This window comes from Gluconobacter sp. P1D12_c, assembly GCF_018812105.1.
Classification (GTDB): domain Bacteria; phylum Pseudomonadota; class Alphaproteobacteria; order Acetobacterales; family Acetobacteraceae; genus Gluconobacter; species Gluconobacter oxydans_A.
The window spans coordinates 234,550-259,787 of sequence record NZ_JACSIQ010000006.1 but is presented as its reverse complement, the minus strand read 5'-3'; the positions used below and the strand labels follow the sequence as shown (position 1 = coordinate 259,787).

The window sequence follows — 25,238 nt, the reverse complement described above, 5'->3', positions numbered from 1 at the left end:
AAAGGCGGTCGTCTCCCCCTGATTTCGCACCATGAGAAAACGTGAATACTCCTGTCGGTTTTCCTGATTTTCCAAAGACTTCCCTTCGGATTTCACAGAAAAAATGTCCAAGTTTTCCTAAGCCCCTTGACCCCTGCGTTCAATTCCGCCAAGCCGTGCCTCTCCTGAATGCTGCATCCGTTCGTCATGACGTCTGCAGCCCTTCTCACCACTCATTCCCTGCGAGGTCCCTGAGTGCGCAATCACGGCGATTTCCTGTTCACCTCTGAATCTGTTTCCGAGGGCCATCCCGATAAGGTGGCAGACCGTATCTCCGACACAGTTCTGGACGCTTATCTTGAAGCCGATCCGGAAGCCCGCGTTGCCTGTGAAACGCTGGTCACCACGAACCGTGTCATTCTGGCCGGTGAAGTCCGTGGCCCCGAGGCCGTCGAAGACACGCTGATCGACCGCGTCCGTGAGGCCATCAAGGACATCGGCTACGACCAGGCTGGCTTCTCCTGGAAGACGGCTGACATCACGTCTTACCTTCACGCACAGTCTGCTGACATCGCCCAGGGCGTGGACAGCGGCAGCGACAAGGACGAAGGCGCTGGCGATCAGGGCATCATGTTTGGCTTCGCCACGCGCGAAACCGAAAACCTGATGCCGGCTCCGCTGTTTTACGCCCAGACGATCCTTGAGCGTATCCGCGACTACCGCAAGAACGGCGACGCCCGCGGCGCTGGCCTTCTTCCGGATGCAAAGAGCCAGGTCACGCTGCGTTATGTCGATGGCAAGCCGGTTGGCGTCACGTCTGTTGTGATTTCCACGCAGCACGCTGAAGGCATGAGCCAGAACACGATCCGCGAAACGCTTCGTGGCGTGGTCAATGACGTTCTGCCGAATGGCTGGAGCTGCCCGGAAGACGAGTTCTACGTGAACCCGACCGGCAACTTCGTCATCGGTGGCCCGGATGGCGATGCGGGCCTGACCGGCCGCAAGATCATCGTGGACACCTACGGCGGTGCAGCCCCTCATGGTGGTGGCGCATTCTCCGGCAAGGACCCCACGAAGGTTGACCGTTCGGCTGCGTATGCTGCGCGTTACCTTGCCAAGAACGTTGTGGCTGCTGGCCTTGCAGATCGCTGCACGATCCAGCTCAGCTATGCGATTGGCGTCTCCAAGCCGCTTTCGGTCTATGTGGACCTCGATGGCACAGGCAAGGACATCGACGAAGCACGCCTTGGCCTGCTCCTCAATGAAGTTGTGGATCTGTCCCCGCGCGGCATCCGCAAGCACCTGCGCCTGAACCGCCCGATCTATGTTCCGACGTCTGCCTATGGTCACTTCGGTCGTGTGCCGAATGAGGCTCTGGACAACTTCACGTGGGAAAAGACAGATCTGGTCGACACCCTCCGTAACGCACTGAACAGGTAAGACCCTGACACAGTCTCTCAAACCCCAGCCGGAGCGGCTTTACGGTCGCCAACGCGGCCATCCGCTCCGGGCCCGGCAGCAGCGCCTTCTCGAAGACGTTCTGCCGCGCTTTACATTCGCGTCTGCTGAAAATCCGACAGCCGGATTTTCCACGCCTGTATCGCGCGTTTTTCTCGAAATCGGATTTGGTGGCGGCGAGCATGCCGCTGCCCAGTCTGAAATGAACCCTGATGTCGGGTACATTGCTTCTGAAGTTTTCGAGAACGGCTTGTGCTCGCTTATGTCGCGTCTTGTCCCAGAAGGACAGGACGAGACAGCCGAGCCTCCGCCTCATTTCCGGATCTGGCCAGAAGACGCTCGGCAACTCCTGAAGGATATGCCGGACAATTGCCTGGATCGGGCTTATCTGATGTTTCCGGATCCATGGCCCAAATCACGCCATGCGAAGCGCCGTTTCATCCACCCGGGAAACCTCAAGGAGGTTCACCGCGTTCTGAAACCCGGAGCAATCTGGCGCGTCGCCAGCGATCATCCGGTCTATCAGGAATGGGTGACGGAAGTGATGGGCAAACAGGATCTGTTTGATGCACCGCCTCCGGAAACGGAACGTCCCGAAGGATGGTCCCCAACCCGATATGAGGCCAAAGCCTTCCGGGAAGGTCGACAGCCTTTCTACTGGACATTTACCCGGCGCCCTTGAGGCGCCGTCCCTTTATCTGACTACAGTGAGTTCCTGACATCATGACCCAGATCGAACGCGAAGAAATGGAATTCGATGTCGTGGTGGTCGGTGGTGGCCCCGCCGGTCTGTCCGCGGCAATCCGCCTGCGACAGATTGCTCCGGACGCCTCGGTCTGCCTGATCGAAAAGGGTAGCGAAATCGGTGCGCACATCGTGTCTGGTGCTGTCATCGAACCGCGTTCGCTTGAGGAACTCCTGCCAGACTGGCGCTCACTTGGTGCGCCACTGAATACGGAAGTCACGGAAGAGCGCATGCTTTTCCTGACGGAAAAGCGCGCCATTCAGATTCCCTATCTGGACCGCGTCATGCCCCATATGGCGAACCACGGAAATTATGTGGTGTCCCTTGGGGAAGTCTGTCGCTGGCTGGGTGAACAAGCAGAAGCGCTGGGCGTTGAGATCTACCCCGGCTTTGCGGGCGCTGAGCTGTTCATCGAAAATAATCGCGTTGCTGGCGTCATTACGGGCGACATGGGCATTGAGCGCGATGGCACGCATGGCTCCAACTTCACGCCCGGCATGATCCTGCGTGCCAAACAGACGATTCTGACCGAAGGCGCACGCGGCTCGCTGAGCGCCCACGCCATGAAGCGTTTTGGCCTGCGCAAGGATGTCGATACACAGACTTATGGCCTGGGCATCAAGGAAGTCTGGGAAATCCCGAAGGAAAAGCATCGCCCCGGCCTCGTCCAGCACAGCTTTGGCTGGCCACTGGACGACCACACCTACGGTGGCGCATGGCTCTATCATTTCGGGGAAAATCTGGTCAGCTACGGTTTTGTGACCGGCCTCGACTACAGCAACACCTACCTCTCCCCCTTTGAGGAAATGCAGCGCACGAAGCTGCACCCGGCATTCCGGGAACATTTTGAAGGCGGAAAGCGCCTGATCTACGGTGCCCGTGCGCTCTCGGAAGGTGGGCTTCAGTCCATTCCCCGCCTGACATTCCCCGGCGGCGTTCTGGCGGGCGATTCGGCAGGCTTCCTGAATGTTCCCAAAATCAAGGGGACACATACCGCCATGAAGTCCGGCATGCTGGCCGCCGAGGCTGTAGCCGAAGCGCTCCAGACCGAGCGTACAGAAGCTTCAAGCCTGACAGAGCGCGTCCGCAATTCCTGGCTCTGGTCCGAATTGCGCGATGTCCGCAATATCCGTCCGGCTTTCGCTAAATGGGGTATGAAGGCTGGCGCGCTCTACGCTGGCATCGACAGCATGATCCTGCGCGGCCGCGCACCTTGGACGCTGCATCATCCGCACGCAGACAATGAGACGCTACGTCCAGCAGCGCTGTGCGAGCAGATTGACTATCCGAAGCCAGACAATGTCCTGACCTTTGATCGTGTCAGCTCGGTTTTCCTAAGTGCGACAAATCACGAAGAAAACCAGCCTGTCCATCTGAAGCTGCGTAACGAAGCCATCTGGCGCACGGTCAATCATGACGTGTTTGACTCGCCAGAAAGCCGTTACTGCCCGGCAGGTGTGTATGAGCAGGAAAAGAGCGCAGAAAATGACTGGTCACTGCGCATCAATGCGCAGAACTGCGTCCATTGCAAAACCTGCGATATCAAGGACCCGACGCAGAACATTGAATGGTGCACGCCAGAAGGCAGCGGCGGCCCGAACTACCCTGTCGGGATGTAAATCCTTTAAACAGACGGGCCGCTTCCTGACCGGAATGTGACTTCCTGATCCATTTCCGCTACGGTGGCGGCCGTTTTTCCAGCGGCGTCAGCAGCGAAAGATCACGATGAAAATTCTGGTCCCAGTCAAAAGGGTGGTCGATTACAACGTCAAGGTACGTGTAGCGGCCGATGGTAGTGGTGTCGAAACGCAGGGACTGAAAATGTCTCTGAACCCGTTCGATGAAATTGCGGTGGAAGAAGCCATCCGCCTACGCGAAAAAGGCGTGGCAACCGAAGTGGTCGTGGTGACCATCGGCGTTCAGGCTGCGCAGGATATCCTGCGTACCTCAATGGCGATGGGCGCAGACCGGGCCATTCTGGTCAAAACAGATGAGACTCTTGAGCCCCGCGCCGTCGCCAATGCGCTGAAAGCCATTGTCGAACGCGAACAGCCTGGTCTTGTCTGCATGGGCAAGCAGGCCATCGATGACGATATGAACGCAACAGGCCAAATTTTGGCTGCCAAGCTGGGCTGGCCGCAAGGCACGTTCGCCAGCGCGGTAACCGTTGCGGCCGGCCGCATTGAAGTCGCTCGTGAAATCGACGGCGGTACGGAAGTTGTCTCCCTGGCGCTTCCCGCCGTGGTGACCGCCGATCTGCGCCTTAACGAGCCGCGCTATGCGTCCCTCCCGAACATCATGAAGGCTCGCAAGAAGCCACTTGAAACGCTTGAAGCCGCAGATCTCGGTGTTGACCTTGCCTCCCGCCTGACCATCGTATCTGTCGCAGAGCCAACGGAACGCAAGGAAGGTATCAAGCTGGGCAGTGCGGCCGAACTGGTCGAAAAGCTCAAGACAGAAGCGAAGGTGATCTGATGACCGCTCTTGTTCTGCTCGAAGTCGAGAATGGTGAAGTTCGTCAGGCGTCACGTTCAGCCCTGACAGCCGCCGCACACTTTGGCGATGTAGACGCCATCGTTTTTGGTGAAGGCGCCAGCGCCGCCGCAGCCCTTCCTGGGGTAAAGCGGGTTCTGTCCGTGCCAGCTCTGGCCACGGATCTGGCGGAGCCTGCCGCCGACCTGCTTGCGTCCATTGCAAAGGACTATAGCCACATCGTGGCGTCTGCCTCAGCAAGCGGAAAGAATATCCTGCCACGCTTGGCGGGCCTGCTTGACGTGCAGCCTGTTCCGGATGTTGTGGAGATCAAGGACGCCGAGACGTTCGTGCGTCCCATCTACGCAGGCAATGCACTGGCAACCGTTCGTTCTGCCGACAGCATCAAGGTTCTGACCATTCGCAGTTCCAGCTTTGATCCTGCTCCAAAGGATGGCGGTTCTGCAGCGGTCGAAACACTGGAAGCCCCAGCCAGCGAAAAGTCAGTTTTCGTGAAGGTTGAGTTGTCAGCGTCCGACCGTCCGGAACTGGAATCCGCCCGGGTGGTCATTTCAGGCGGTAAAGGCATGAAGGATGCAGCCAACTTCAAGCTGCTTGAGCCAATTGCCGACAAGCTGAATGCCGCAATTGGTGCGTCCCGTTCGGCGGTGGACTCTGGTTTTGCTCCGAACGAAATGCAGGTCGGGCAGACCGGCAAGATCGTGGCGCCAGAACTCTACATCGCTGTCGGGCTGTCTGGCGCAATCCAGCATTTGGCCGGCATGAAGGACAGCCGCGTGATCGTGGCCATCAACACAGACCCTGAAGCCCCAATCTTCCGCGTTGCCGATTATGGTATCGTGGGCGACCTGTTTGAAGTGCTTCCGGCACTCGAAAAAGCTCTCTAACACATCTTTGCAGGTGACCATTATGACAGGTCACCTGCAATTTTCCTGACATAGCCTGTCCAAGGCTTAAATTGCGGAACGCCTGCCGTATGGCACTCTCCGATCTTGGAGAGACCGCAATGAAACATCTTCAGATTTTCCGAAAACTGCTACCTGCGCTGCCACCTGTTTTGGGTGTACTATTCATTCATACAGCGCTTGGCGCGGCCTACATCGTTCCATCGGCGTCGATGCAACCGACCTTGAAGATCGGTGACGAAATTATCGTTTCTGCACCTTCGTATGGCCTAAGCACAGCCTCTCTACCCTTCGGCTACGCGTTCGCCCAAATAACGCAAAAACGCATCTTTGGGCATTTGCCACACCGAGGCGACATCGCTGTGTTTCGGGCTCCCGCAAATCCTCATGAAACATGGGTCAAACGCGTCATTGGTCTTCCTGGAGACAGAATTGCCCTGATGGATGGTCGAATTCTATTGAATGGGAAAATATTGCCTTGGAAAGATAAGGGTCCGGATCAAGAAGAGAACAGTCGCGAGCATACTTACTCCGCTGAGCGTTACGAAGAAACGCTTCCAGACGGAATTCACCATGACATTGTCAAACTGACGCCCCATGGACCTCTGGATAACGTCCCCGAATTTACGGTCCCAGCAGAAAGATTATTCGTTATGGGAGACAACAGAGACAACTCCGCTGACTCCCGTGTTCCAGTCGCAGAAGGCGGTGTAGGCCTTCTTCCAATCTGGAATCTTCAGGGTCGTGCGATTACCGTTCTGTTCTCTTGGAAAAGTATCAAAAGAATATTGGTTTCCATCTGATTTTTCACCCCATCCTCTTGCCACGAAAGCAAATTCCCGGTAGGAGAAGCGCCGTCGGCCGGAGTGTAGCTCAGCCTGGTAGAGCACTGTGTTCGGGACGCAGGGGCCGGAGGTTCGAATCCTCTCACTCCGACCAGCCGATAAACGGATTATCAGAAAAATCTGATCAGAGCGTAGTTACTTGATGCTCTAACCGTGTCCTAATTTCATATACTAAAATCATGGCCCGAACAGTTCTCGGGAGACTTGCTATGCGTCAACGCCCCGCTGCCCGATTACTGGTTCTGGATCAGCAGGATCGCGTCCTTCTCTTCAGGTTTTTTCACTCCTCAGGCGCATTGGCTGGGCGAAGTTATTGGTCCACGCCTGGCGGAAGCCTGAAGGATGGAGAAAATTTTGTTCAGGCGGCAAAACGCGAACTGCACGAAGAAACAGGATTAAACGCGCCCTTTCTCAGCTCTGAAATTGGTCAGAGAACATTCGTCCTGACGCTCGCCAATGGTGAAACTGTTTTAGCTGACGAGCGCTTTTTTTGCCCTTCGTGCACCAGAGACCACGCTCTCCTCTTCCGGCTGGACGCCCAACGAAAAGAACGTTCTCAAGGGCCATCACTGGTGGTCTAGACGTGAACTGGAACAGACGACCGAAATCATTTTTCCGGAACGTCTGCTTGATCTCCTGACTACGGCGCTGTCAGGACACCCCCCTGATTTCAAAAAGGTTTCAGCCCGACAAAGGGATGCACGGGTTGGTTCGGCTGACACTCCGCTAGAATTTCTGGAGCCTGAAGGCTGTGAATATGCGTGTACAAGGCCTGCCGCGCATTGAGAATTCTGCCTGCCTCTTTATCCCGAACATCGCCAGGTTGCCCGAGCAGAGCACCGGCATAATCGACTTCACGCTGCATCTCCGCATCAGGAAGAGCAGACAATGGCACGAACTGAACAGGCAAACTCAACTGTTGCGTCTTTGAACGGCTGGCATCTGCCGCAATGCCAATGACAGGCACAGTTGTCAGCGCAGACACAGAAAATGAACCAGACTGCGTCAAACTACCATTTAGCTGCATTGTCACTGGCCCGGAAACAAGCGCGACAACCGGGTCCAGAGTATGTTGCGAACATTGTAGCGCACGCACGTTCCCATCAAAGCGATGAGACTGCTCTGCGGACCAGTCCTGAACCTCGGAAACACTCACGACACCAGCTTTAGCCAGATCCTTCTGAACACCGGCCAGCGCTGCACTCACCGAAGTCTGGTCACCAGAACCAAAGACACATCCTGAAAGCATCAACCATAAAGGTAAAAAATATATCGGCTTCATGCTGCGCTCATTTCCGCAACAAGGGCCTGTACATCTTCGGATTTTGGCGAAAGACCTTGCACAGTGAGCCAGTTCTGTCTGCTAACGAGCCCATAGGCCTCATCACAAATCTTCAGGAACGTATTCCACGGCATGAAGGTCCGGCTACCCCACGTATTAAAAAATACACCGTCAGGTGTGTACCCCGTCAGCGCGATAGCATGTCCTCCGACAAAAACGTGGTCCTGCACAGCATCCCAATCCCAATCGGTACCTAAGGGAAGACTCATGAACCCGCGTGGAACCTGCACCCCTGCCAAGACGCCGCCCAGATAGGAAATACCGCGTTTGATACCGCTCACTGAATGGGAATCAATAATACCGTAAGCCGTCAGATAATCTCGGGTCTGCCCCGGCCGAACAAATCCATTACTCTTCCAGTATTGCAGTTGCTCCAGCAAAATCGTGCCATTATCATTCTGACCCGTCACCGGATTAAATCCCGTGACAGCGCCATAGTTCTGAAGAACCTGTTCGCTAGAGAGCAATACCAGCCCCTGGGCCACTTTTGTCCACGTTGCTGTCAAAGCCGCATGAGCTGCAAAAGCACAGCATCCGAACTGATCATTACCCCACATCTGATAGGGCACCCCCTGGGACCAGTCCTGGTGCTCTGGAACGTCTGGAACCCGCGCCGTCAGAACGGGCGAAAGCCGATAGGTTCGTACATCATGGCGCGGAGGCAACTTGCCCAGTCTACGCTCAATCATTCATCAACACTCCACGAACAGAGAATGAAGAAACCAAAGCGGCATGCTGTATTTGCAGGGAGTTCTTCGTTCTGATCGAAGCAAAGCCAAGGCACATGCCAAAACGCTCCGAAAAAAATGAAAGCCACTCCCGTAAAGGAGTGGCTTTCATCAACGCCTTATCAAAAAATCTCAGATCTTTTTAACCTGAGCCTCTGACACTCAGGCTCTGACATCATACGCCAGAGAGGCCGGCCAGGCAGACTGGGCAAAAACCTGCGCGTAATCATGGACTTCTGTCAGGAACGTCCGATCACCATCCAGAACCAGACGAACCGTCGGTGCCAGTGTACCGCCAATCCGGTAAGTATCCGGATTTTCCGCATTCTGACCGGCAGCCGGAATGGTATCGATAAAGGACTGAACATAGCCCTCCGCATCCACAAAGTGCGAATACGTCGAATACGGCTGCGAAGACGGATTACCAAGTACAAGCCCTGAGCTATTCAGGGGCTTGTATGGGCCGAAAATACCCTTCTCGGACACAAAGCCATAAACGCCATCAGGCCCCGTGCTCTTGCCCGTGTACGTGGAATGATGGCTGATCGTGAACAGATAGGTCAGACCGTCCTTGAAAACGAAATGGGGACGTTCGGTCTGATCGTTCACGCCAAGAGCCGTTACCAGAGCAGGCATCAGTTCCCACCGGGAATAATCCCCCTTGCGCCAACCGGAGACACACCGGGCCAGACCGATCGCTGCTGCACCATATTGTGCGCCAGCATCCACCGCATATCCTGGCGGAACAGCACCCATTTCATCCGTGCCGATAACAAACTGACCACGCGCACCCGGGACGTTACCTTCAAACAGCGTATAAAGCTGGCCATCGCCCGGATTGATGAACGGCTGCGGATCACGGAAATCAAAATATGGATCTTCAGACGCATTGGCGTAATGAACACCATCTGCCTTGAACATTTCCGTGCTTGTGGCGAAGCCGTCGAACCAGACACCTTTATCATCTGCATGAATAGTGCCGGAACTGACCGCCGGAACAGAGTTGCCATCAGGCGCACCGACGGACGTGTAGAACATGTCCACCTTGTTCTCGGTGCCCTCACGCATCACCAGAGAACCGGACCATTCCCACGGACGCAGATCGGCAGAGGTCTGGAACAGTCGGCCGCCCCAGGTCCACTCCACACCATCGCGGCTATACCAGTAGCCGATATAAGCGCGGTCATTGCGGGAGTGCCATTCGTCGTAAATCTTGGCGTTGGTCTTATCGATCTTGTCCACGGCAAGCGACCACAGGACAAACCAGCCTTTGAACGTGACGGTACGCATGTGCATGTCACGCAGGGCACCGCTGTCCCAGATCATGACGTCATTGGACATAATGGGAAACTGGTAATCGATCAGCGGCATGGTCGCCGTCGGATCGTCTGTACGAACCTTCAGCGCATCCGCAATCGTCCAGCGAGAGACAGGATATTTGGTTGGAACAGGACGCAAAAAATTTGCCTGCACCAGAGACTGGGAGGAAATAGCATTCATAATTTTACTGATCCATACTGAATAAATATTTGAAAAAATTTCTGGCTCTCAGAAAAAAAATGCCCGTAATTTGGGAGCCAGAGTATTTACGCTTTAGGAGAAACGTCCTTCTTCACGCTTTCTCCACTCCCAGAAGCTGACGTAACTTTACCAACCTGCCGCTCCAGACGATTGGCAGCCCACCCAAAGTTCAGCCCCAGAAGGGTAATGACGCGGTAAATTCCGCCGAACCGTGATGTATTTTGTGGAGGCGGCAAGAAAACCGTTATCAGCTTGCAGCCAATAATCAGCAGAGCCACCCAAAGTTCATAGCGGGCCGGAATGTCAGCAAGCAGACCCGAAAGATCAAAACCCGAAATATCCACAGCCTGAAATCCTAATAGGCTCATAAAAAAAAGAGGCTGCCCCCTCGTGGGGTCAGCCTCTTATGAAAATCATTTTCTGATATTGATGATTAAGCCATCTGCTTAACGATTTATGGCTCAATGCCACAGTTATATGAAAAACCTGGCCGCAACACAACCCTAAAAACCATCTCTACTCGCCAGAGAGTTGAAACCTTTCCCCCACATACCTAGTTTCGACATTCAGAAAGTCTCTTTCTCCCAAGAGACCGATAAGAGAGACGAAACTTCCATGACACGCTCAATGCGTTCTGCTCTGGCTCTGGCCGCCCTTCTTACCGCTACCCCGGCCCTCGCCGAACCGGGCGGCTGCATCAAGTACGGTGCAGCCGGTGCCGTAGGCGGACATCTGGCCAACCACCATGGTGTTATTGGCGCCGTTGGTGGATGCGCCGCTGGCATGTATCGCCGCCATCTGTATCGCAAGGATCTGCGCGAGAAGGCTGCTCTTTGGGACAAGGAGCATCCGGCAGCCCCGAATACCGGCGGCTGGTGGCAGAGCCACCACGATGCGACGTCCGTGAACCAGAAGGCTCAGTGGTACGACGCAGAACACCCCGAGCCAAGCACAAATGCGCCAGCTCCTCAGGCGCCGCAGCACTAAAAACAAAAAAGGCCCGGCTGTTACCAGCCGGGCCTTTTTCATAAGTATCGAAACAGTCTTAAGCCACTCCAAACCCTCTTAGGGCTGTACGAGACAATGCCTCTAGAAGGTCAATCGACTCGTCTGAATCGTTCAGACAGGGCACAAGCGCAAACTCTTCGCCGCCCGCTTCCATGAACTCTTCTCGAAGCTCATTCCCAATTTCATCCAGCGTTTCAATACAGTCCGCCATAAAGCCTGGCATGATAACTGCAATTTTCGTGATGCCCTGCTTCGGGAGAGCACTTACATAAGGGGCCGTATAAGGCTGAATCCATTCAAGCGGCCCAAAGCGCGACTGGAACGTCAACGGCATCTGCTCTTCAGAAAGCCCTAACACCTGACGCAAGGCAGCGATCGTACGAACACATTCGTCCTGATACGAGTCTCCCTTTTCGATGCAGACTTTTGGCAATCCATGAAACGATGCCACAATTCGCTGTGGCTTGAAGGAAAGGCTTTCCAGCGTCTTCAACACAGATGTTTCCAAGGCCCGCACAAATGCCGGATGATCTGGAAAAGACGGAACTGTCAGAACAGCTGGTTGCTTTCTCAGCTTCATCAATGCCCGGAAAAGCTGATCGTTAGCTGTGGCGGTCGTGGCGGAAGAGTATTGCGGATAAAGCGGAATACTGACGATACGGTCGCATCCCTGGTCCATCAGGCTTTCAACAGCCTGCGCAACAGATGGACGGCCATAGCGCATGCCCCACTCAACAGGGACACCGTCTGCTTTTAACCGAAGGCGAAGCTTCTCAGCCTGACGCTGGGTATAGACCCGCAACGGAGAAGCATTCTCTTCCCGATCCCAGATTCGTGCATAGTTTGCGCCGCTGGCGAAAGGTCGTTTGGTAAGGATGATGCCCTGCAGGATGGGCTGCCAGATCAGCGGCGAACTTTCGATAACGCGCCGATCGGAGAGAAACTCACTCAGGTACCGACGAACCGCCAAATAGCTGGTGTCATCAGGTGTACCGAGATTGAGAAGTAGGATGCCTGTCCGTCCATGAGGCGGAGAGGCATGTTGGGGTTTTTTGAAAAAGAAGGCCATAGTACCCTTCAGTGTGAAACAGGGCTACAAATGGCGAAAGAGAAAAAACACATTAACCGAGGGATGCGCGTCCCTTTCGGGACGCTATCGTCGGCGCTTTACACGTGCATAGGAAAGACTTGGCTGTTCAACCCGGCGGGAAGCATTGTAAAAGATCACCGCCATTACAGCACCGATCGATCCGATATACGGCATGAAAGTATTCATCAGAGCCATATTTGCCTCCTTGAACCCTCTGGGAAAGTTTTCCGTGGGCTCAATACTGAGAGTGATCACATCGCCGTCGGTATTCAAGAGAAAAATTCATCCAAACGTCAAAAAAATAACCTTCACTGAAAAATATCCTTTTTTATCATGATCCTAAGCCTTGAAGAATCGAGGTGAGCCCTTCTGGAAGGGCAACCCCAGCGCTCCGCCCACGTTTAGATCCTGACCAATCTGATTGATCGGGAAAGGATCTGATACAATGGCAACCCAAGACCCCGTCATCTACGTCGTCGCTGATGGTGAAAAGGCTCGTTTCCTTCGTCTGGAGGGCTCACAGCTCAGAACCATTGAAAACTTCGATATCCATAAGGGCTCAGACGCAGCCAAGGATGTAGGTTCGCTCAAGGCTGCTCATACAAGCCCGAAGGAGCAGCTCAAGACGCACTTTGCGAAAGATCTGGCGGCTCACATCAACAAGGCTGCACAGGACAGCAATGTTGAGGGAATCCTTCTTATAGCCCCGGCACAGTCTCTTCACGACATCCGTGAAAGCCTGGACAAGCCGACGTTCAAGAAGCTTTTCAAAAGCCTGACAAAGGATCTTACGAACACTCCGGATCATGAACTGCTGAAGCATCTGGATCGTCCGGAAACGGGCTGGCCAGAACTTGCATCAGTCTAAAATCCGAGCAGACAGGCAGACCGCTCAGCGTGCTGGGCGGCCTGCCACACAAGGCTTTTCCGTCCCAGTCGTCTGTGGCCACGACGAAGGAAGACCACGTACATAACGAACGGCCAGAAGCGCAAAGCACTGGGCCTCAAGTGCGTCTCCGTCCCACCCAAGATCATCGACGGACCCCAGACATCCCAAACGTGAGCGCAAACGCTCCATCAAAACTGGATTGTGGCGTCCCCCTCCAGCGACAAACCACTTTGCGGGTTTGACCGGCATGGGTGTTCGAGCAATCGCTTCAACCGTAAACTCCAGCAGTGTCGCCGCGCCGTCTTCAGCAGAAAGCGTTTCAACGGCCTGCATGGCAGAAGCGTGAAAGCTCAAACGGTCCAACGACTTTGGCATTTCACGCTGAAAATACGGCATTGCCAGCAAGCTTTCTAAAACAGCTCGGTCTACCTTTCCTTTTCTCGCTAACGCACCATCGACGTCACACGCAACGCCAGTATGTCGTTCCGCCCAGTCGTCCAGAAGAGCATTTCCCGGCCCGGTATCGCACGCCCAGACCTGACGCTGCCCCTCTGTATTCGGCCCGAGCAAGGTGACATTTGCCACTCCACCAATATTCAGAACAGCAACAGACTGCGTCTCACTTTCCAAAAGCGCAGCATGCAGGACTGGCACCAATGGCGCACCCTCACCACCACATTCCAGATCCCGTGCACGGAAATCATAGACAACCGGGACGCCACACTCCGCCTGAAGAAGCGCCCCATCACCAATCTGCCAGCTTCGCCCTTTTTCGGGTTGATGCAGGACTGTTTGCCCATGAAAGCCAATGATATCAGGGCGAATATCTGGAGCCAGCGTCATAAGCTCCCAAACAGCATCCACATGACGTAGCGTCACGTCCCGTTCGGCAGCCAAAATATCCGGATCATCTTCTGCCAGATGTGCAGCATGATCCAGCAAATGGCGCAGCCGAGCCCGCAAAGTAGGGTCGTAGGGAACCGTCACGGCTGGCCCATACTGAGCAATCCGTTCCCCGTCCGTCTGCACTAGAGCCGCATCCACCCCATCAAGAGACGTGCCACTCATGAGACCAATGGCCCACTGCATATTCTCGAAAGACATCAGGTTTTTACCTTCAGAGAGAGGCCAGGACCGTATGCAGATTGCCGTTATGCGCCTGAAGAAGCGTCTCAATCTTTTCGACAGACACACCCTTCCTCACAAGAACTGCCCGCTTTACACTACCGCCAACCAACCGCAACGCATCACGAACTTCCTCGTCCGTCCCCCCAGCCAATTCGAACACCATGCGCTCGGCACGCAACTGCAACTTGTCATTGCTAATCCGCATATCGACCATACGCCCGCGATAGACATGCCCAAGGCGCGTCATCAAAGCGGTAGAAAACAGGTTAAGCGCAACCTTCTGGGCCGTCCCTGCTGCCATCCGCGTGGAGCCAGCCAAAACTTCAGCGCCCGTCGGAATACTGATCCCGATTTCAGCACTGCGTAAAAGACGTGAATGCGCGTTCCCACTCACCCCAATTGTCAAAGCCCCGACCTCACGCCCAGCTTCAACAACAGCACAGGTGTAAGGCGTATTGCCACTCGCTGCGACACCAATCACCACGTCATTCACTGTGGGCCCATATGCTCCAAGATCAACGCGCGCCTGATCTTCCCTGTCTTCTGCACCTTCGACAGCCTGCGTCCCCGCACCAGCGCCACCAGCCAGTAGCAAAACCAGCCGCTCAGGAGGCAGTCCAAATGTTGGTGTCAGTTCCACCCCGTCCTGAACCCCAATACGACCAGACGTTCCAGCCCCAGCATAAATCAACCTACCGCCAGCCTGAAGACGGGGCACACTCGCCTCAACTGCGGCTTCAATGGACGGGAGTGCTTCTTCGACCCGCTCTAAGGCCTCTTTCTGAGAGTCCAACAGCCGTCCCAGAAGCGAATTCAAAGGCAGAAGTTCAATAGTCTGATTGGCTTCAAGAACCGTTTCTGTGCGGGGAACAGTCACGAATGACCCTTTTCATCTCGACATAAAAAACGCGTCTGAAAGTTTCCCTTCAGACGCGCCAGAACTTCAGAAAACTCCCTTATTCCTTTACAGGAAACAAGGCTCCGTTCTTCAAAAGATCCTGTTCAACCAGACTTTCCGCAATCTGCACGGCATTCAGTGCTGCACCCTTGCGAAGATTGTCCGAGACACACCAGAGTGCCAGACCATTCTCGACTGTCGGATCAATGCGCAGGCGAGACACATACGTTGCATCCTCCCCGACACATTCAATCGGCGTCACATAGCCGCCGTCTTCGCGTACATCGCGCAGAATGACGCCAGGAGCCTTGCGCAGAGCCTCACGAGCTTTCTTCAGGTCAATCGGCTTCTCGCACTCAATGCTGATCGCTTCGGAATGGCCGATAAAAACCGGAACACGGACACAGGTCGCCAGAACCTGAATGTCCGGATCCAGAATTTTGCGGGTTTCGACCGCCATTTTCCACTCTTCCTTGGTCGCTCCATCTTCCATGAAACGATCAATGTGCGGAATGACGTTAAACGCGATCTGCTTGGTAAACTGAGCCACCGTCGGCGGGTCGTTCACGAAGGTGCCCTTGGTCTGCCCAAACAGTTCATCCATTCCATCTTTGCCCGCACCGGACACGGCCTGATAGGTCGAGACGACAATCCGCTTGATCTTGAACAGGTCATGAAGCGGCTTCAGCGCTACAAGCATCTGCGCCGTTGAGCAGTTCGGGTTGGCGATGATGCCACGCCGCGCCTTTTTCAGCGCAGACGCATTCACCTCTGGCACCACCAGAGGAATACCAGGCTCCATACGGAAATGGGACGTGTTGTCGATTACGACACAACCCGCAGCGGCAGCCTTCGGCGCATAAATCGCCGATACTTCTCCGCCCGGCGAAAACAGCGCCAGATCCCACCCCTTGAAATCAAACGTCTCAAGGTTCTGAACCTTCAGCACTGCCTTGTCGCCAAAGGAAATTTCCCGCCCGACAGAGCGCGGCGACGCGAGTGCCACGACCTCGTCCACAGGGAAATTACGTTCTGCCAAAATCCGCAGCAGCTCGCGCCCCACCGCTCCCGTGGCGCCCGCAACCGCAACCCGATAACCCATGATGTTTTCCGTTCCCTTGTAAAAAAATCAGCCCACGAAAGGCAGGCGCTTGACCAGCGCCGAAAGACGATGCCGCCCCAGTTCGTACCGAGCCTTCCGGCCCGTTGCCATATAATTGAGCTGGATCGCATACCGCGTCCCGACAAACTGCCGATGTCCGTGCCACGTTGTTGGACCATTAGGGAACACCAGCAGCGTTCCCTCAGCCGGCGTGACTTCGACGTCATAGTCCTCGACATCATCCGGGCCATTCAACAGGCGCAAACATCCATCCCGCGAAGACCAGTCTTCGCCTCGCGGGTTAAGATACAACAGCACGGTAACCAGCTTGGCTTCGGAATCCCGGTGAATGCGCCCGTCTTTTTCACGCGTCCGACCACGAACCGTCAGCATGGTCGGTGCATCCGCCAAGTCCAGGCCAAACTTCTCCGCAATCAGGTCCTTGAGCAAAGGACCCTGCAATTCCTCGATCATGCTGTTCACACGAGGGGTGAGCTCCAGCGCCTCCGGCGGAAAAGATCCGCCGGACTGCATGTCCGGCAGATCAGCCACAATGGACTGAAGATCATCATTGCTGATGAAATGCGGCACAACCACATGCGGGAAAGGCTTCTCCGCAATCGGCGTATGCGCCAGAGCATCATAATCGAGAGAAATGTTGGACATAGTGGTCGAGGCTAGCCCTGCCCCAACGACCCGGCAAGACCTATTCCACACACGCCAACACCAACTCTTACGAAAGAAACTTACCCGCGAAGTGGCTTCTGCGCCTTTGAAACGCGGCTGGTTGACAGATAGCGGACATATCCAGCCCCAAGCCGGTTAGCGCCGCCCGTGCAAACCTGCGGCTGACGCGGTTCTTTCACGTTCGGAACCCAGACCGTATGCAACAGGCGCGGATTGATGCGACAAACAATCAACCGCCGGTCCACACCAGACATCCCTGCATCTTCAGCAAGTCTCATCCGTACGGACAGCATACCACTTTCCAGACCCTGAGCCGAAGCATCCGGAGTCATAAGGGTCGTGACAGCTAAAAATAGACAGACAAGCAGAGCACGCATGAGCTGAACTCCTCGACATGTCCTTCGCAATTTCCAGAAACTGCCAGAAGGCACTGCCTGTATGACGCTGCGTGCCGCTCAAAAGTTGCGGCAATTTTATGGCAAACTTCGCTCTACCTTAAAACATGATGCCTCAAACCTCCCCTTCAGGCAGACGTTGAAGCCACCAAAAGATCAGGTTTCCCATTTTTCAGGAATGCTCTCATGAATACAGCGCGACTTGTCCTTCCGGAACTCCTTCCGACCCTAAACCAGTTTCCTGCCACTGACCTGACACCAGAAACACTTCCGGACCTGAGAAACGCCCTTGAGAACCGCGCCGCGCAAGCATTTCAGAAAGCTGAAGATTTTCAGGTTACTGTTGAACAACGTCACATCCCTGCAACCCCTGAGGGCGACAGAACCATCCGCCTTCTGACCGTTCAACCTAAAGAGACAAGCTCTACACCCCGTCCGGTTTTGCTGCACTTCCATGGTGGAGGTCACTGCGCTGGACGCCCCGAACAGAACACTGCCGAGCTCTGCCGCTTCGTCCAGGATCTGAACTGCCTTGTCATCTCCCCGGATTACCGCCTCACACCAGAAACACCTTTTCCTGGTGGCATTGAAGATGCCTACGCGACGCTCTGCTGGATTCATGACAACGCTGACGCCCTGAATATCCGCCGCGATCAGATCGCCGTTACCGGAGAAAGCGCAGGCGGGAATCTTGCGGCGGCTGTCTGCCTGCTGGCCAGAGACCGCAATGGGCCAGCCATTCTAGTTCAAAACCTGATTTATCCGATGCTGGATGACCGGACGATCGACAACGAGGCAAACCCCTCTCCCGTCGCAGGCGAATTCGTCTGGACGCGCGCCAGTAACACTTACGCCTGGGGAATTCTTCTCACACCCTCCCTGCCCGGCGCTGACGATATTTCTCCCTATGCCGCGCCCTCCCGCGCCAGCGATCTTTCTGGGCTGCCCCCTGTCATTATGACGATCGGCTCATTGGATCTGTTTCTCGAAGAAGACCTGCTCTACGCCCAACGACTGATCCGAAGCGGGGTCTCCGTGGAACTGGAGATCGTCCCCGGGGCCTTCCATGCCTTTGATGTGACAGAAACTCCTGTGGCAAAACGTACCCTCGACAGACGAATCACTTCCATGAAGCGGTTCTTCACCCCATCTAGAGACTGACACGGAATGCATTATCCAAATGCGTTCCCCCACCTGCTCTGATGGGCTAGAGTTCGCGCCCCTGTGACTGGAGACTGATTTTTCATGGGCGATCACCGCGACGACCGCGATGCCATTAACGGCGCAAACACTGTCTATCTGGCCGAGCTTCATGCCCGCTGGCAGACCGATCCTGCGTCCGTAGACCCAGCGTTCGCCGCCCTGTTCGAAACCCTCGGTGCTGAACGTCCGACGACTGACACGTCGGACAATAGCGCTGAGGCCCTGAAAAACGCCTATCGTCTGCGCGGCCACGCTCTCGCACGCCTGGATCCACTCGGTCTCGCGCCAACACCGCACATCCCTGAGCTTAGCCCACCCGACGCAGACCGTGATCTGCTTGCTCGCCTGCGCCGCGCCTATTCGGGCACCTTGAGTGCCGAATTCATGCACATACAGGACCCGCAGCAGAGACAATGGTGGATTGACCGGCTTGAGACGTCATCCTCGACGCCAGCGATGGAGCCGGAGCGCATTCTTCTGGCCCTGACCCGTGCAGAGGGCTTTGAAGGGTTTTGTCAAAAGCGCTTCATGGGAATGCGCCGCTTTGGTCTGGAAGGTGGAGAGAGCGTTATTGTCGCCCTTCGGACCCTGATCGATGCCGCTGCACGCGATGGCGCAAAGTCTGTATCGCTGGGCATGCCACATCGCGGCCGACTGAACGTTATGGCCAATATCCTGCGGAAGCCCTTTGCAGCAATCTTTAGCGAATTTGCTGGTGCCTCCTTCAAGCCAGATGACATCCAAGGGTCTGGGGACGTCAAATACCATCTCGGCACCGCCACCACGATGGAACACGCAGGCCACACCTTGCGTATTTCCCTCCTGCCAAACCCGTCTCACCTTGAAGCCGTGGACCCTGTTGTTCTCGGTCGCGTCCGGGCTGATCAGGATTGTGAAAAAGACAAGAACCGCGATCGCCATCTTGGTATTCTTGTTCATGGAGACGCTGCGTTCGCCGGGCAGGGCGTTGTTTATGAAACGCTGGGCCTTTCCAAACTTGAAGGCTACCGCACAGGCGGAACCGTCCACGTCATCATCAACAATCAGATCGGCTTCACGACCGTTCAATCCGACGCTCATTCCGGTATCTACAATACGGACATCGCCAAATCCGTTCAGGCCCCCATCCTGCATGTCAATGGCGATGACCCAGACGCTGTCGCGCGGGCAGCCTTGCTGGCACATGAATGGCGCCGCGATTTTCATACGGACGTCGTACTGGATGTCGTCTGCTACCGTCGCCATGGCCACAATGAAACCGACGAACCCGCCTTCACCCAGCCTGCCATGGTCCATGCCATCCAGTCCCGCCCCACGACGCGTCGCCTCTATGCCGATACCCTGATCCGTAAAGGCATTCTGACGTCGGATCAGGTTGATGAAATGTGGCAGCACTTCCAGAGAAGACTGGAAGAACAATTCGCAGCGTCCGAGCATTACCGGCCAAACACAACTGACTGGCTGGACGGACCGCAGGATTCCACTCGCCTCCAGGATGAGCCCGAACGCATCCAACCCATGACCGGCGTTCCGATGGAACGTCTGCGCATGATCGGAGAGGCCATCGGCACTATTCCAGAGGGCCTGAACGTTCACCCCCGCCTTGCACGGCAGATTATCGCCCGCGGTAAGGCCGTCGCGGACGGTGGCCCTCTCGATTGGGCCACAGCCGAAGCCCTTGCGTTTGGCACGCTCTCAATGGACGGGCATCCTGTGCGCCTGTCAGGTCAGGATAGCCGACGCGGCACCTTCAGCCAGCGTCATGCTGTCCTGTTTGATCAGGAAACGGGACGGGAAGAAACGCTCCTCGCCCATATTGCCCCCCATCAGGCCCCGCTGCACCTCTGGAATTCCCCCCTCTCCGAGTTCGGGGTGCTAGGCTTCGAATACGGCTATTCCCTCGGCGACCCGGACACACTGGTTCTCTGGGAAGCCCAGTTCGGAGACTTCGCCAACGGCGCACAGGTCATTCTGGATCAGTTCATCGCCTCAGGGGAAACCAAGTGGCTTCGTACATCCAGCCTGACGCTCCTTCTTCCTCACGGGTATGAAGGTGGCGGCCCTGAACATTCATCCGCGCGACCAGAGCGCATTCTTCAGTTGTGTGCAGAAAACAATCTGCGCGTCTGTAACATCACAAGCCCGGCCAATTACTTCCATGCTCTGCGCCGCCAGATTGCGCGCCGCTGCCGCAAGCCGCTGATCATCTTCACGCCCAAGTCTTTGCTTCGCCATAAGGAAGCCGTTTCTGCTCTTGCTGAGATGGGGCCGCACACGCGTTTCCAACCAGTCCTGGCAGACCCGCAAACCATTACCAACCCCAGAAAAATCATCCTGTGTTCCGGTAAGGTCTTCTACGACCTGACTGCCGAGCGGGCGCGGAAGTCCTGCACGGACGTGGCCATCATCCGGCTGGAGCAGCTCTATCCGTTCCCTCATCATGCCCTGATCCAGCAACTGGAGCTTTATCCGGATGCTGAACAGATTGTCTGGTGTCAGGAAGAGCCCCAGAATAATGGTGCCTGGATTTTTGTTGATCGTCGGATCGAGCGCGCTCTTCGGGAGTGCGGTCACAAGGTGCAGCGCCCTGATTATTTGGGCCGTGAAAGTGCTGCCTCTCCTGCAACCGGTCTTCCTGGTGCACATGCGGCTCAGCAGGAAAAACTGGTGCAGGACGCGCTGGCCTGACGCTCAGGCCAGCAAACGCTTTTCAGGTTGGGCCACCTTGATATCCATAGCTGCTCCGACCTGAACCCGTATTACCGAACCCATCTCCCCGATATTGGCGTGAACCCTGTCCACCATAATCCGGCCCGCAAGCAGCCAGAGCCACCAGAAGTGCCAGAGCCAGACCAACTTTTACCCGCATCGCCCTATTCCTTGTTTCGTTCGAGCTCACCAACGGAAATCTCAGTAAATCAACCGTCAGTCTTCAGTTCGCAGAGCCAGTATTGACGAGAAAGACCATATCCGTCGCGCGGGTCAGGGCTACATAACAAAGCTGCTGGGTCTCAAGAGGGTTTCCTCCTGCCCGACGTCGGATGTCACCCAGATCCACGAAAACATTCCGGAACGTACTGCCCTGAGACGTATGCACCGTCATGGCATAAATGGCCTGCAAATTAAGCAGCGCACTCTGAAACGCAAACCGCTGCTGCCAGCGTTTGCGCTCCTGTTTGGCTTCCTGAACAAGCCGACGATCCACGCTCTGAAGATCCCGCGGATCCTGCACCAGATGCGCGGTAATTTCTTCTCCTGCCAGCGTGAGCACAGTCAGCTCCCAAGCTGGTAAATCCGTTGTCCATGCCGCCAGAGGTCCACAGGCTTCAAAACGGTACGACAAACGAGACGCCTGAATATCCATGACCAGAACTTCTTCATTGGTCGCAATCTGCTGGCGGCTCTTGTCTTCGTTCTGTCGACTGAAAGGCGCACGCGCGACGGCACGTTCCCCCGGCATAAAGGGACGATCAATCGTCTCCCCATACCGCCATTGTCGAACCATCTGGTTCACCTGATGAACCCGGTCATTCGTCCAGCACAGGTAACGAAAGCTATCATTGTCTGCGTCAAATGCATCAGACGTGAAGGCTTTGCGAACCCAGCTTTCCACATCCTTGGGAACGAATAACCCCGAAGAGCCTTTCCGGGCATCCTGAACCCAGCTCCAGTCCACACCGCTCCCCTGACTCTGCCTGATGATCGTAGCAGCCTCCAGAATGGGATTACCCGCCGCCTGCCGAACCACCGTCTCAAGATGCGATGTCGACGGGACAGAAAAAGACGGAGAAGCGTCTTCCCCCACTGGCGGAAGCTGCGCTGGATCACCCACAAACAGCACAAAGCAGTATTTGAGCAGATCCCGGATCCACCCCATCAGCTCACGCGAAATCATGGAACACTCATCCACAATCACCACGCCATCCGGAATGGTTTGCGGGCGCTTCGCGCGGACAAGAGTGGTTTTACCCCCCTGCGATGATGGCTGAAGGCTCAAATGGCTCTGGATGGTCCGACATTCGACCGTCTTGTCCACCTTGCTTCGCAGTACAGCCGTTGCCTTGTGTGTCGGCGCCGTAATCACGGTTACAACATTCAGACGAAGGAAATGCCTGGCCACTTCCTGCATCAGGGTTGTCTTACCGCTTCCGGCATACCCCGTTAGTAAATGCGTAGGCCGCTTTTCAGCATGCGCCTTGATGATTTCATCGAGAGCCGTTTTCTGAGAAGGAGTGAGCGCAACCATGGTGTCTCCTTCTCACAATATCGTCCCCTTCTCCACCAAAAGGACAGATGGACCAGGAAAAAAGCAGCACGGGCGTAAACTAATGACATGGGAAGAGGTGTATGTGCTTCGGTTTGAATGCCTCCTCTCCGACCGCCAAAAAACGGCACATCTTAACCAAGACGTGCCGATCGCTATTTTTGGGGAATGAATTATGCTTTCAAATCAAACCGAGAATTCGCTGTGTGTCGGGATCGACCGGAATCCCTGTCTCGGCACGCTTTCGAGCTTCCTGCCACTCCCGGTCACCCGGCGCCATAACAGGATTATGCGCATTAACGGACGGGCCATCTCTTAAAAGATCGAGATAAGAGCCCATCGCAAGATCATACGCCGCTTGGCCAATAAACCTTGCTGGATCTATGGCAATTGCAAAGTGACCAACGTTCTGTCGCTTCCGGTCGCTCTGCTCTTCATCAGTGCCAACCATAACCGGGTCCAGTGCCGCCCCCGTCAGAACGCCTGCCAGTATGGTAACAAGCCCAGCCAGTGCGGCCCCCTTGAAACCAAACTCTTCCCCACCGAGTGGCTGAAGAAACGCAGCTGACTGTGCATCCCGTGTGGGTAGTCCGTCATCACGCGCAGCCACACCTGATGGTAACGACAAGCCAAGGGAGCGGTAGAGTTTAACGCGATTGAATGGAATTGAGGACGTCGCAATGTCCATAAGCCACGGATCAGAACCACTGGTAGGGGCGGCCATCGCAATAGGGTTTGTTCCGTGAAATGGCCTGGCGCCCCCGAACAGGGATACGGCTGCGTCAGAGTTACTCATGATCAAACCGATCATTCCCTGCCTCGCAGCCTCAACGACATACGCGCCAGCTGCTCCGAAATGCGAGGAATGATGCACTCCAACCGCGCCAATTCCAGCGCCCCGAGCCAGCGACACAGCTTCATCCATGGCGCGATAGGCCGCAGAATGAGCCAGGCCGCCATCAGCATTCAACTGCCCAGTTGCCAGCCCTGTTCTGGTGAAGACAGGAACGGGTAGGGTATTCACCCCACCAGACCGCAGAAGCCGCACATAATGGCCCACCAGCCGAACACCATGACTATCGACCCCGATACGAGACGCATGAAGCAAGGCCCGGGTCGTGGCTTCGGCGTCTGCATCCTGAGCTCCGGCTTCCACCAGACACGCGTGAACACGCTCAGACAGCAACGCTTCCGGATAATACAAAAGCTTTGTCATGCTGCTCATGACGGAAGCTCCATTTTCACATGAGGAGCCAGAATATGTCGGGCCTGCTCACGATCCAGCGCTCCAGTCCAAGCCGCCATAACAACAGGAGCAACACAGTTTCCTGCCAGGTTACCAACAGCCCGGGCAATTCCGATAAACCAGTCTACCGCCAAAAGAAGCACAAGACTGGAGAGCGGAATGGAAGGAGCCGCAGCCAACGTGGCAGCCAGAACGACGATCGCAATCCCCGGAACCCCATGAGCCCCTTTGGACGTAATCAGTGCCGTCGCCAACATGGAGAGCATTTGCGTCAGCGTCAGAGGCGTTCCAGTCACATCGGCCAGAAACACAATGGCAAAGCCAAGATAGATCGATAGTGCATCCAGATTGAGCGAATACCCGGCAGGAACGACCAAGCCAACCACCTGCCTGGAAACGCCCATGGCTTCGAGCTTTGCCATGATGCTTGGCAGAACTGAATCAGAGCTGGTCGTCGCCGTAACAATAAGGATCTCTTCACGGAAATAACGGGCAAAGCGCCACGGATGAATACCGCACGCCAAAAGGCAGCCCCCCAGAAGCACAACGATAAAAACGGCAATAGCTGCGAAATAGAGCACGACGAACGACGCAAGCCGACCGATAGCATCCAGTCCGTACTCTGCTACCGTCGTCGCAACAGCCCCGAAAACTCCTAGCGGTGCCAGAGCGATAATCAGGCGCATCATTCTTGAAAAAAGCGTCGAGAGACTTTCGATCAGGCGTGTAACAGGTACGCCAGCGTCCCCAATCCGGCTCAGGCAACATCCTGTCAGAATGGCGAAAAACAGGATCTGGAGAATGTTCCCTTCGGCGAAAGCCGCAACTGGAGACCGTGGGACAAGACTCAGGATGAACCCGGTAAAACCCTGCCCGTGCAGAAGGTGAGCATTCGCAGCGTAGGATGCCACGATATGGGCATCCTCAGGGCTGGGCGTAAAAGTCAGCCCTTGTCCGGGCCGGATAAGCATGGCTGCCCCAACCGACAGCAGCAGGACGAGCGTGGTCATACCCTCGAAATAAATCAGGGACCGAAAACCCAGTCGTCCCACAGCACCTAGCGATCCCGCACCCGTAATACCTGTCACCACAATACAGAACAGCAGCGGGCCGACCGCCATCAGAATCAGACGAAGGAACAGATCGGTGAGCCATCGGAATTGCCCTGCAACATGCGGGGCGAACAGACCAACCAGAACCCCGATCAGAGTTGCAACCACAACCTGAGAGAAAATCCCTGGACGAAACCTGCGTTTCGCATCTTTCGAAAGGCTCGTATTGCTCGTCATCCAGACCTTCTTCCCGTCGTTCC

25 protein-coding genes and 1 tRNA gene are annotated in these 25,238 nt (G+C 55.5%); 12 read left to right on the top strand and 14 right to left on the bottom strand.

Features of this window, described 5'->3' with window-relative positions; translation table 11 throughout:
* Nucleotides 1-234: 234 nt before the first annotated feature.
* From metK to KP705_RS09165, 8 genes are all read left to right on the top strand, one after another.
* Nucleotides 235-1,419, top strand: a complete 1,185-nt coding sequence (gene metK, locus KP705_RS09200) for a methionine adenosyltransferase (RefSeq protein WP_064275660.1) — start codon at nucleotides 235-237, stop codon at nucleotides 1,417-1,419.
* 4 nt (nucleotides 1,420-1,423) lie between these two features.
* Complete coding sequence (locus KP705_RS09195; RefSeq protein ID WP_215764359.1) at nucleotides 1,424-2,119, top strand: tRNA (guanosine(46)-N(7))-methyltransferase TrmB; 696 nt, start codon at nucleotides 1,424-1,426, stop codon at nucleotides 2,117-2,119.
* A gap of 41 nt (nucleotides 2,120-2,160) precedes the next feature.
* Nucleotides 2,161-3,801, top strand: a complete 1,641-nt coding sequence (locus tag KP705_RS09190) for an electron transfer flavoprotein-ubiquinone oxidoreductase (RefSeq protein ID WP_046900567.1) — start codon at nucleotides 2,161-2,163, stop codon at nucleotides 3,799-3,801.
* A 106-nt stretch (nucleotides 3,802-3,907) separates the two neighbouring features.
* The gene (locus KP705_RS09185; protein ID WP_046900566.1) at nucleotides 3,908-4,657 is read left to right on the top strand and encodes an electron transfer flavoprotein subunit beta/FixA family protein; all 750 of its coding nucleotides are present in this window, start codon (nucleotides 3,908-3,910) and stop codon (nucleotides 4,655-4,657) included.
* Nucleotides 4,657-5,562 (top strand): electron transfer flavoprotein subunit alpha/FixB family protein, encoded by a 906-nt coding sequence (locus tag KP705_RS09180; RefSeq protein WP_215764343.1) that lies wholly within the window; start codon nucleotides 4,657-4,659, stop codon nucleotides 5,560-5,562. The genes KP705_RS09185 and KP705_RS09180 overlap by 1 nt, the downstream gene beginning before the upstream one ends.
* Nucleotides 5,563-5,651: 89 nt before the next feature.
* On the top strand, nucleotides 5,652-6,383 hold the full coding sequence (gene lepB, locus KP705_RS09175; protein WP_252348314.1) for a signal peptidase I: 732 nt from the start codon (nucleotides 5,652-5,654) through the stop codon (nucleotides 6,381-6,383).
* A 59-nt stretch (nucleotides 6,384-6,442) separates the two neighbouring features.
* Nucleotides 6,443-6,519: transfer RNA gene (locus tag KP705_RS09170), tRNA-Pro, on the top strand.
* 115 nt (nucleotides 6,520-6,634) lie between these two features.
* Nucleotides 6,635-7,006, top strand: coding sequence for an NUDIX domain-containing protein (locus KP705_RS09165; RefSeq protein WP_215764342.1), 372 nt, complete (start codon nucleotides 6,635-6,637; stop codon nucleotides 7,004-7,006).
* A gap of 89 nt (nucleotides 7,007-7,095) precedes the next feature.
* Here KP705_RS09165 and KP705_RS09160 read toward each other — a convergent pair whose 3' ends face one another.
* The 4 genes from KP705_RS09160 to KP705_RS09145 all read right to left on the bottom strand — a co-directional run bounded on the left by KP705_RS09160 (nucleotide 7,096) and on the right by KP705_RS09145 (nucleotide 10,360).
* Entirely contained in the window at nucleotides 7,096-7,707 is a 612-nt protein-coding gene (locus KP705_RS09160; RefSeq protein ID WP_046900564.1) for a hypothetical protein, read from the bottom strand.
* Nucleotides 7,704-8,456, bottom strand: coding sequence for a hypothetical protein (locus tag KP705_RS09155; RefSeq protein ID WP_046900563.1), 753 nt, complete (start codon nucleotides 8,454-8,456; stop codon nucleotides 7,704-7,706). Before KP705_RS09155 ends, KP705_RS09160 begins: the two co-directional genes overlap by 4 nt.
* Before the next feature lie 201 nt (nucleotides 8,457-8,657).
* Nucleotides 8,658-9,995, bottom strand: coding sequence for a glycoside hydrolase family 68 protein (locus KP705_RS09150; RefSeq protein WP_252348313.1), 1,338 nt, complete (start codon nucleotides 9,993-9,995; stop codon nucleotides 8,658-8,660).
* An 86-nt stretch (nucleotides 9,996-10,081) separates the two neighbouring features.
* Nucleotides 10,082-10,360: a hypothetical protein gene (locus KP705_RS09145; protein WP_308267311.1), complete on the bottom strand. Its 279-nt coding sequence runs from the start codon at nucleotides 10,358-10,360 to the stop codon at nucleotides 10,082-10,084.
* 271 nt (nucleotides 10,361-10,631) lie between these two features.
* On the opposite strand from KP705_RS09145, the gene KP705_RS09140 reads away from it, so the two are divergent.
* Nucleotides 10,632-11,003 carry a hypothetical protein gene (locus KP705_RS09140; protein WP_215764340.1) on the top strand — a complete coding sequence of 124 codons (372 nt, stop codon included), beginning with the start codon at nucleotides 10,632-10,634 and terminating at the stop codon, nucleotides 11,001-11,003.
* 58 nt (nucleotides 11,004-11,061) lie between these two features.
* Here the strand turns inward: KP705_RS09140 and hemH are convergent, their stop codons facing one another.
* Entirely contained in the window at nucleotides 11,062-12,093 is a 1,032-nt protein-coding gene (gene hemH / locus KP705_RS09135) for a ferrochelatase (protein WP_215764339.1), read from the bottom strand.
* Nucleotides 12,094-12,559: 466 nt separating this feature from the next.
* Between hemH and KP705_RS09130 the strand changes: the two genes are divergently transcribed.
* Complete coding sequence (locus KP705_RS09130; protein ID WP_215764338.1) at nucleotides 12,560-12,982, top strand: host attachment protein; 423 nt, start codon at nucleotides 12,560-12,562, stop codon at nucleotides 12,980-12,982.
* 24 nt (nucleotides 12,983-13,006) lie between these two features.
* On the opposite strand, the gene KP705_RS09125 is transcribed toward KP705_RS09130, so the two are convergent.
* From KP705_RS09125 to KP705_RS09105, 5 genes are all read right to left on the bottom strand, one after another.
* The gene (locus KP705_RS09125; protein ID WP_252348312.1) at nucleotides 13,007-14,107 is read right to left on the bottom strand and encodes an anhydro-N-acetylmuramic acid kinase; all 1,101 of its coding nucleotides are present in this window, start codon (nucleotides 14,105-14,107) and stop codon (nucleotides 13,007-13,009) included.
* A gap of 13 nt (nucleotides 14,108-14,120) precedes the next feature.
* Nucleotides 14,121-15,008: an N-acetylmuramic acid 6-phosphate etherase gene (locus KP705_RS09120; RefSeq protein WP_215764337.1), complete on the bottom strand. Its 888-nt coding sequence runs from the start codon at nucleotides 15,006-15,008 to the stop codon at nucleotides 14,121-14,123.
* A gap of 79 nt (nucleotides 15,009-15,087) precedes the next feature.
* Nucleotides 15,088-16,131: an aspartate-semialdehyde dehydrogenase gene (locus KP705_RS09115; RefSeq protein WP_046900554.1), complete on the bottom strand. Its 1,044-nt coding sequence runs from the start codon at nucleotides 16,129-16,131 to the stop codon at nucleotides 15,088-15,090.
* Between the two features lie 27 nt (nucleotides 16,132-16,158).
* Nucleotides 16,159-16,797 (bottom strand): 2OG-Fe(II) oxygenase, encoded by a 639-nt coding sequence (locus KP705_RS09110; RefSeq protein WP_086633562.1) that lies wholly within the window; start codon nucleotides 16,795-16,797, stop codon nucleotides 16,159-16,161.
* Between the two features lie 80 nt (nucleotides 16,798-16,877).
* Entirely contained in the window at nucleotides 16,878-17,195 is a 318-nt protein-coding gene (locus KP705_RS09105) for a hypothetical protein (RefSeq protein ID WP_211509525.1), read from the bottom strand.
* A gap of 204 nt (nucleotides 17,196-17,399) precedes the next feature.
* Between KP705_RS09105 and KP705_RS09100 the strand changes: the two genes are divergently transcribed.
* The gene (locus tag KP705_RS09100; RefSeq protein ID WP_215764336.1) at nucleotides 17,400-18,374 is read left to right on the top strand and encodes an alpha/beta hydrolase; all 975 of its coding nucleotides are present in this window, start codon (nucleotides 17,400-17,402) and stop codon (nucleotides 18,372-18,374) included.
* Nucleotides 18,375-18,458: 84 nt separating this feature from the next.
* On the top strand, nucleotides 18,459-21,104 hold the full coding sequence (locus KP705_RS09095; RefSeq protein WP_215764335.1) for a 2-oxoglutarate dehydrogenase E1 component: 2,646 nt from the start codon (nucleotides 18,459-18,461) through the stop codon (nucleotides 21,102-21,104).
* A gap of 22 nt (nucleotides 21,105-21,126) precedes the next feature.
* On the opposite strand, the gene KP705_RS09090 is transcribed toward KP705_RS09095, so the two are convergent.
* From KP705_RS09090 to KP705_RS09075, 4 genes are all read right to left on the bottom strand, one after another.
* Nucleotides 21,127-21,285, bottom strand: a complete 159-nt coding sequence (locus KP705_RS09090) for a hypothetical protein (RefSeq protein WP_167386119.1) — start codon at nucleotides 21,283-21,285, stop codon at nucleotides 21,127-21,129.
* Nucleotides 21,286-21,348: 63 nt separating this feature from the next.
* A complete protein-coding gene (locus tag KP705_RS09085) occupies nucleotides 21,349-22,662 on the bottom strand; it encodes an ATP-dependent RecD-like DNA helicase (RefSeq protein WP_215764334.1) in 1,314 nt (437 codons plus the stop codon).
* 199 nt (nucleotides 22,663-22,861) lie between these two features.
* On the bottom strand, nucleotides 22,862-23,905 hold the full coding sequence (locus tag KP705_RS09080; RefSeq protein WP_046900547.1) for an Ldh family oxidoreductase: 1,044 nt from the start codon (nucleotides 23,903-23,905) through the stop codon (nucleotides 22,862-22,864).
* Nucleotides 23,902-25,215 carry a cation:dicarboxylate symporter family transporter gene (locus KP705_RS09075; protein ID WP_046900546.1) on the bottom strand — a complete coding sequence of 438 codons (1,314 nt, stop codon included), beginning with the start codon at nucleotides 25,213-25,215 and terminating at the stop codon, nucleotides 23,902-23,904. Before KP705_RS09075 ends, KP705_RS09080 begins: the two co-directional genes overlap by 4 nt.
* Nucleotides 25,216-25,238 lie beyond the last annotated feature (23 nt).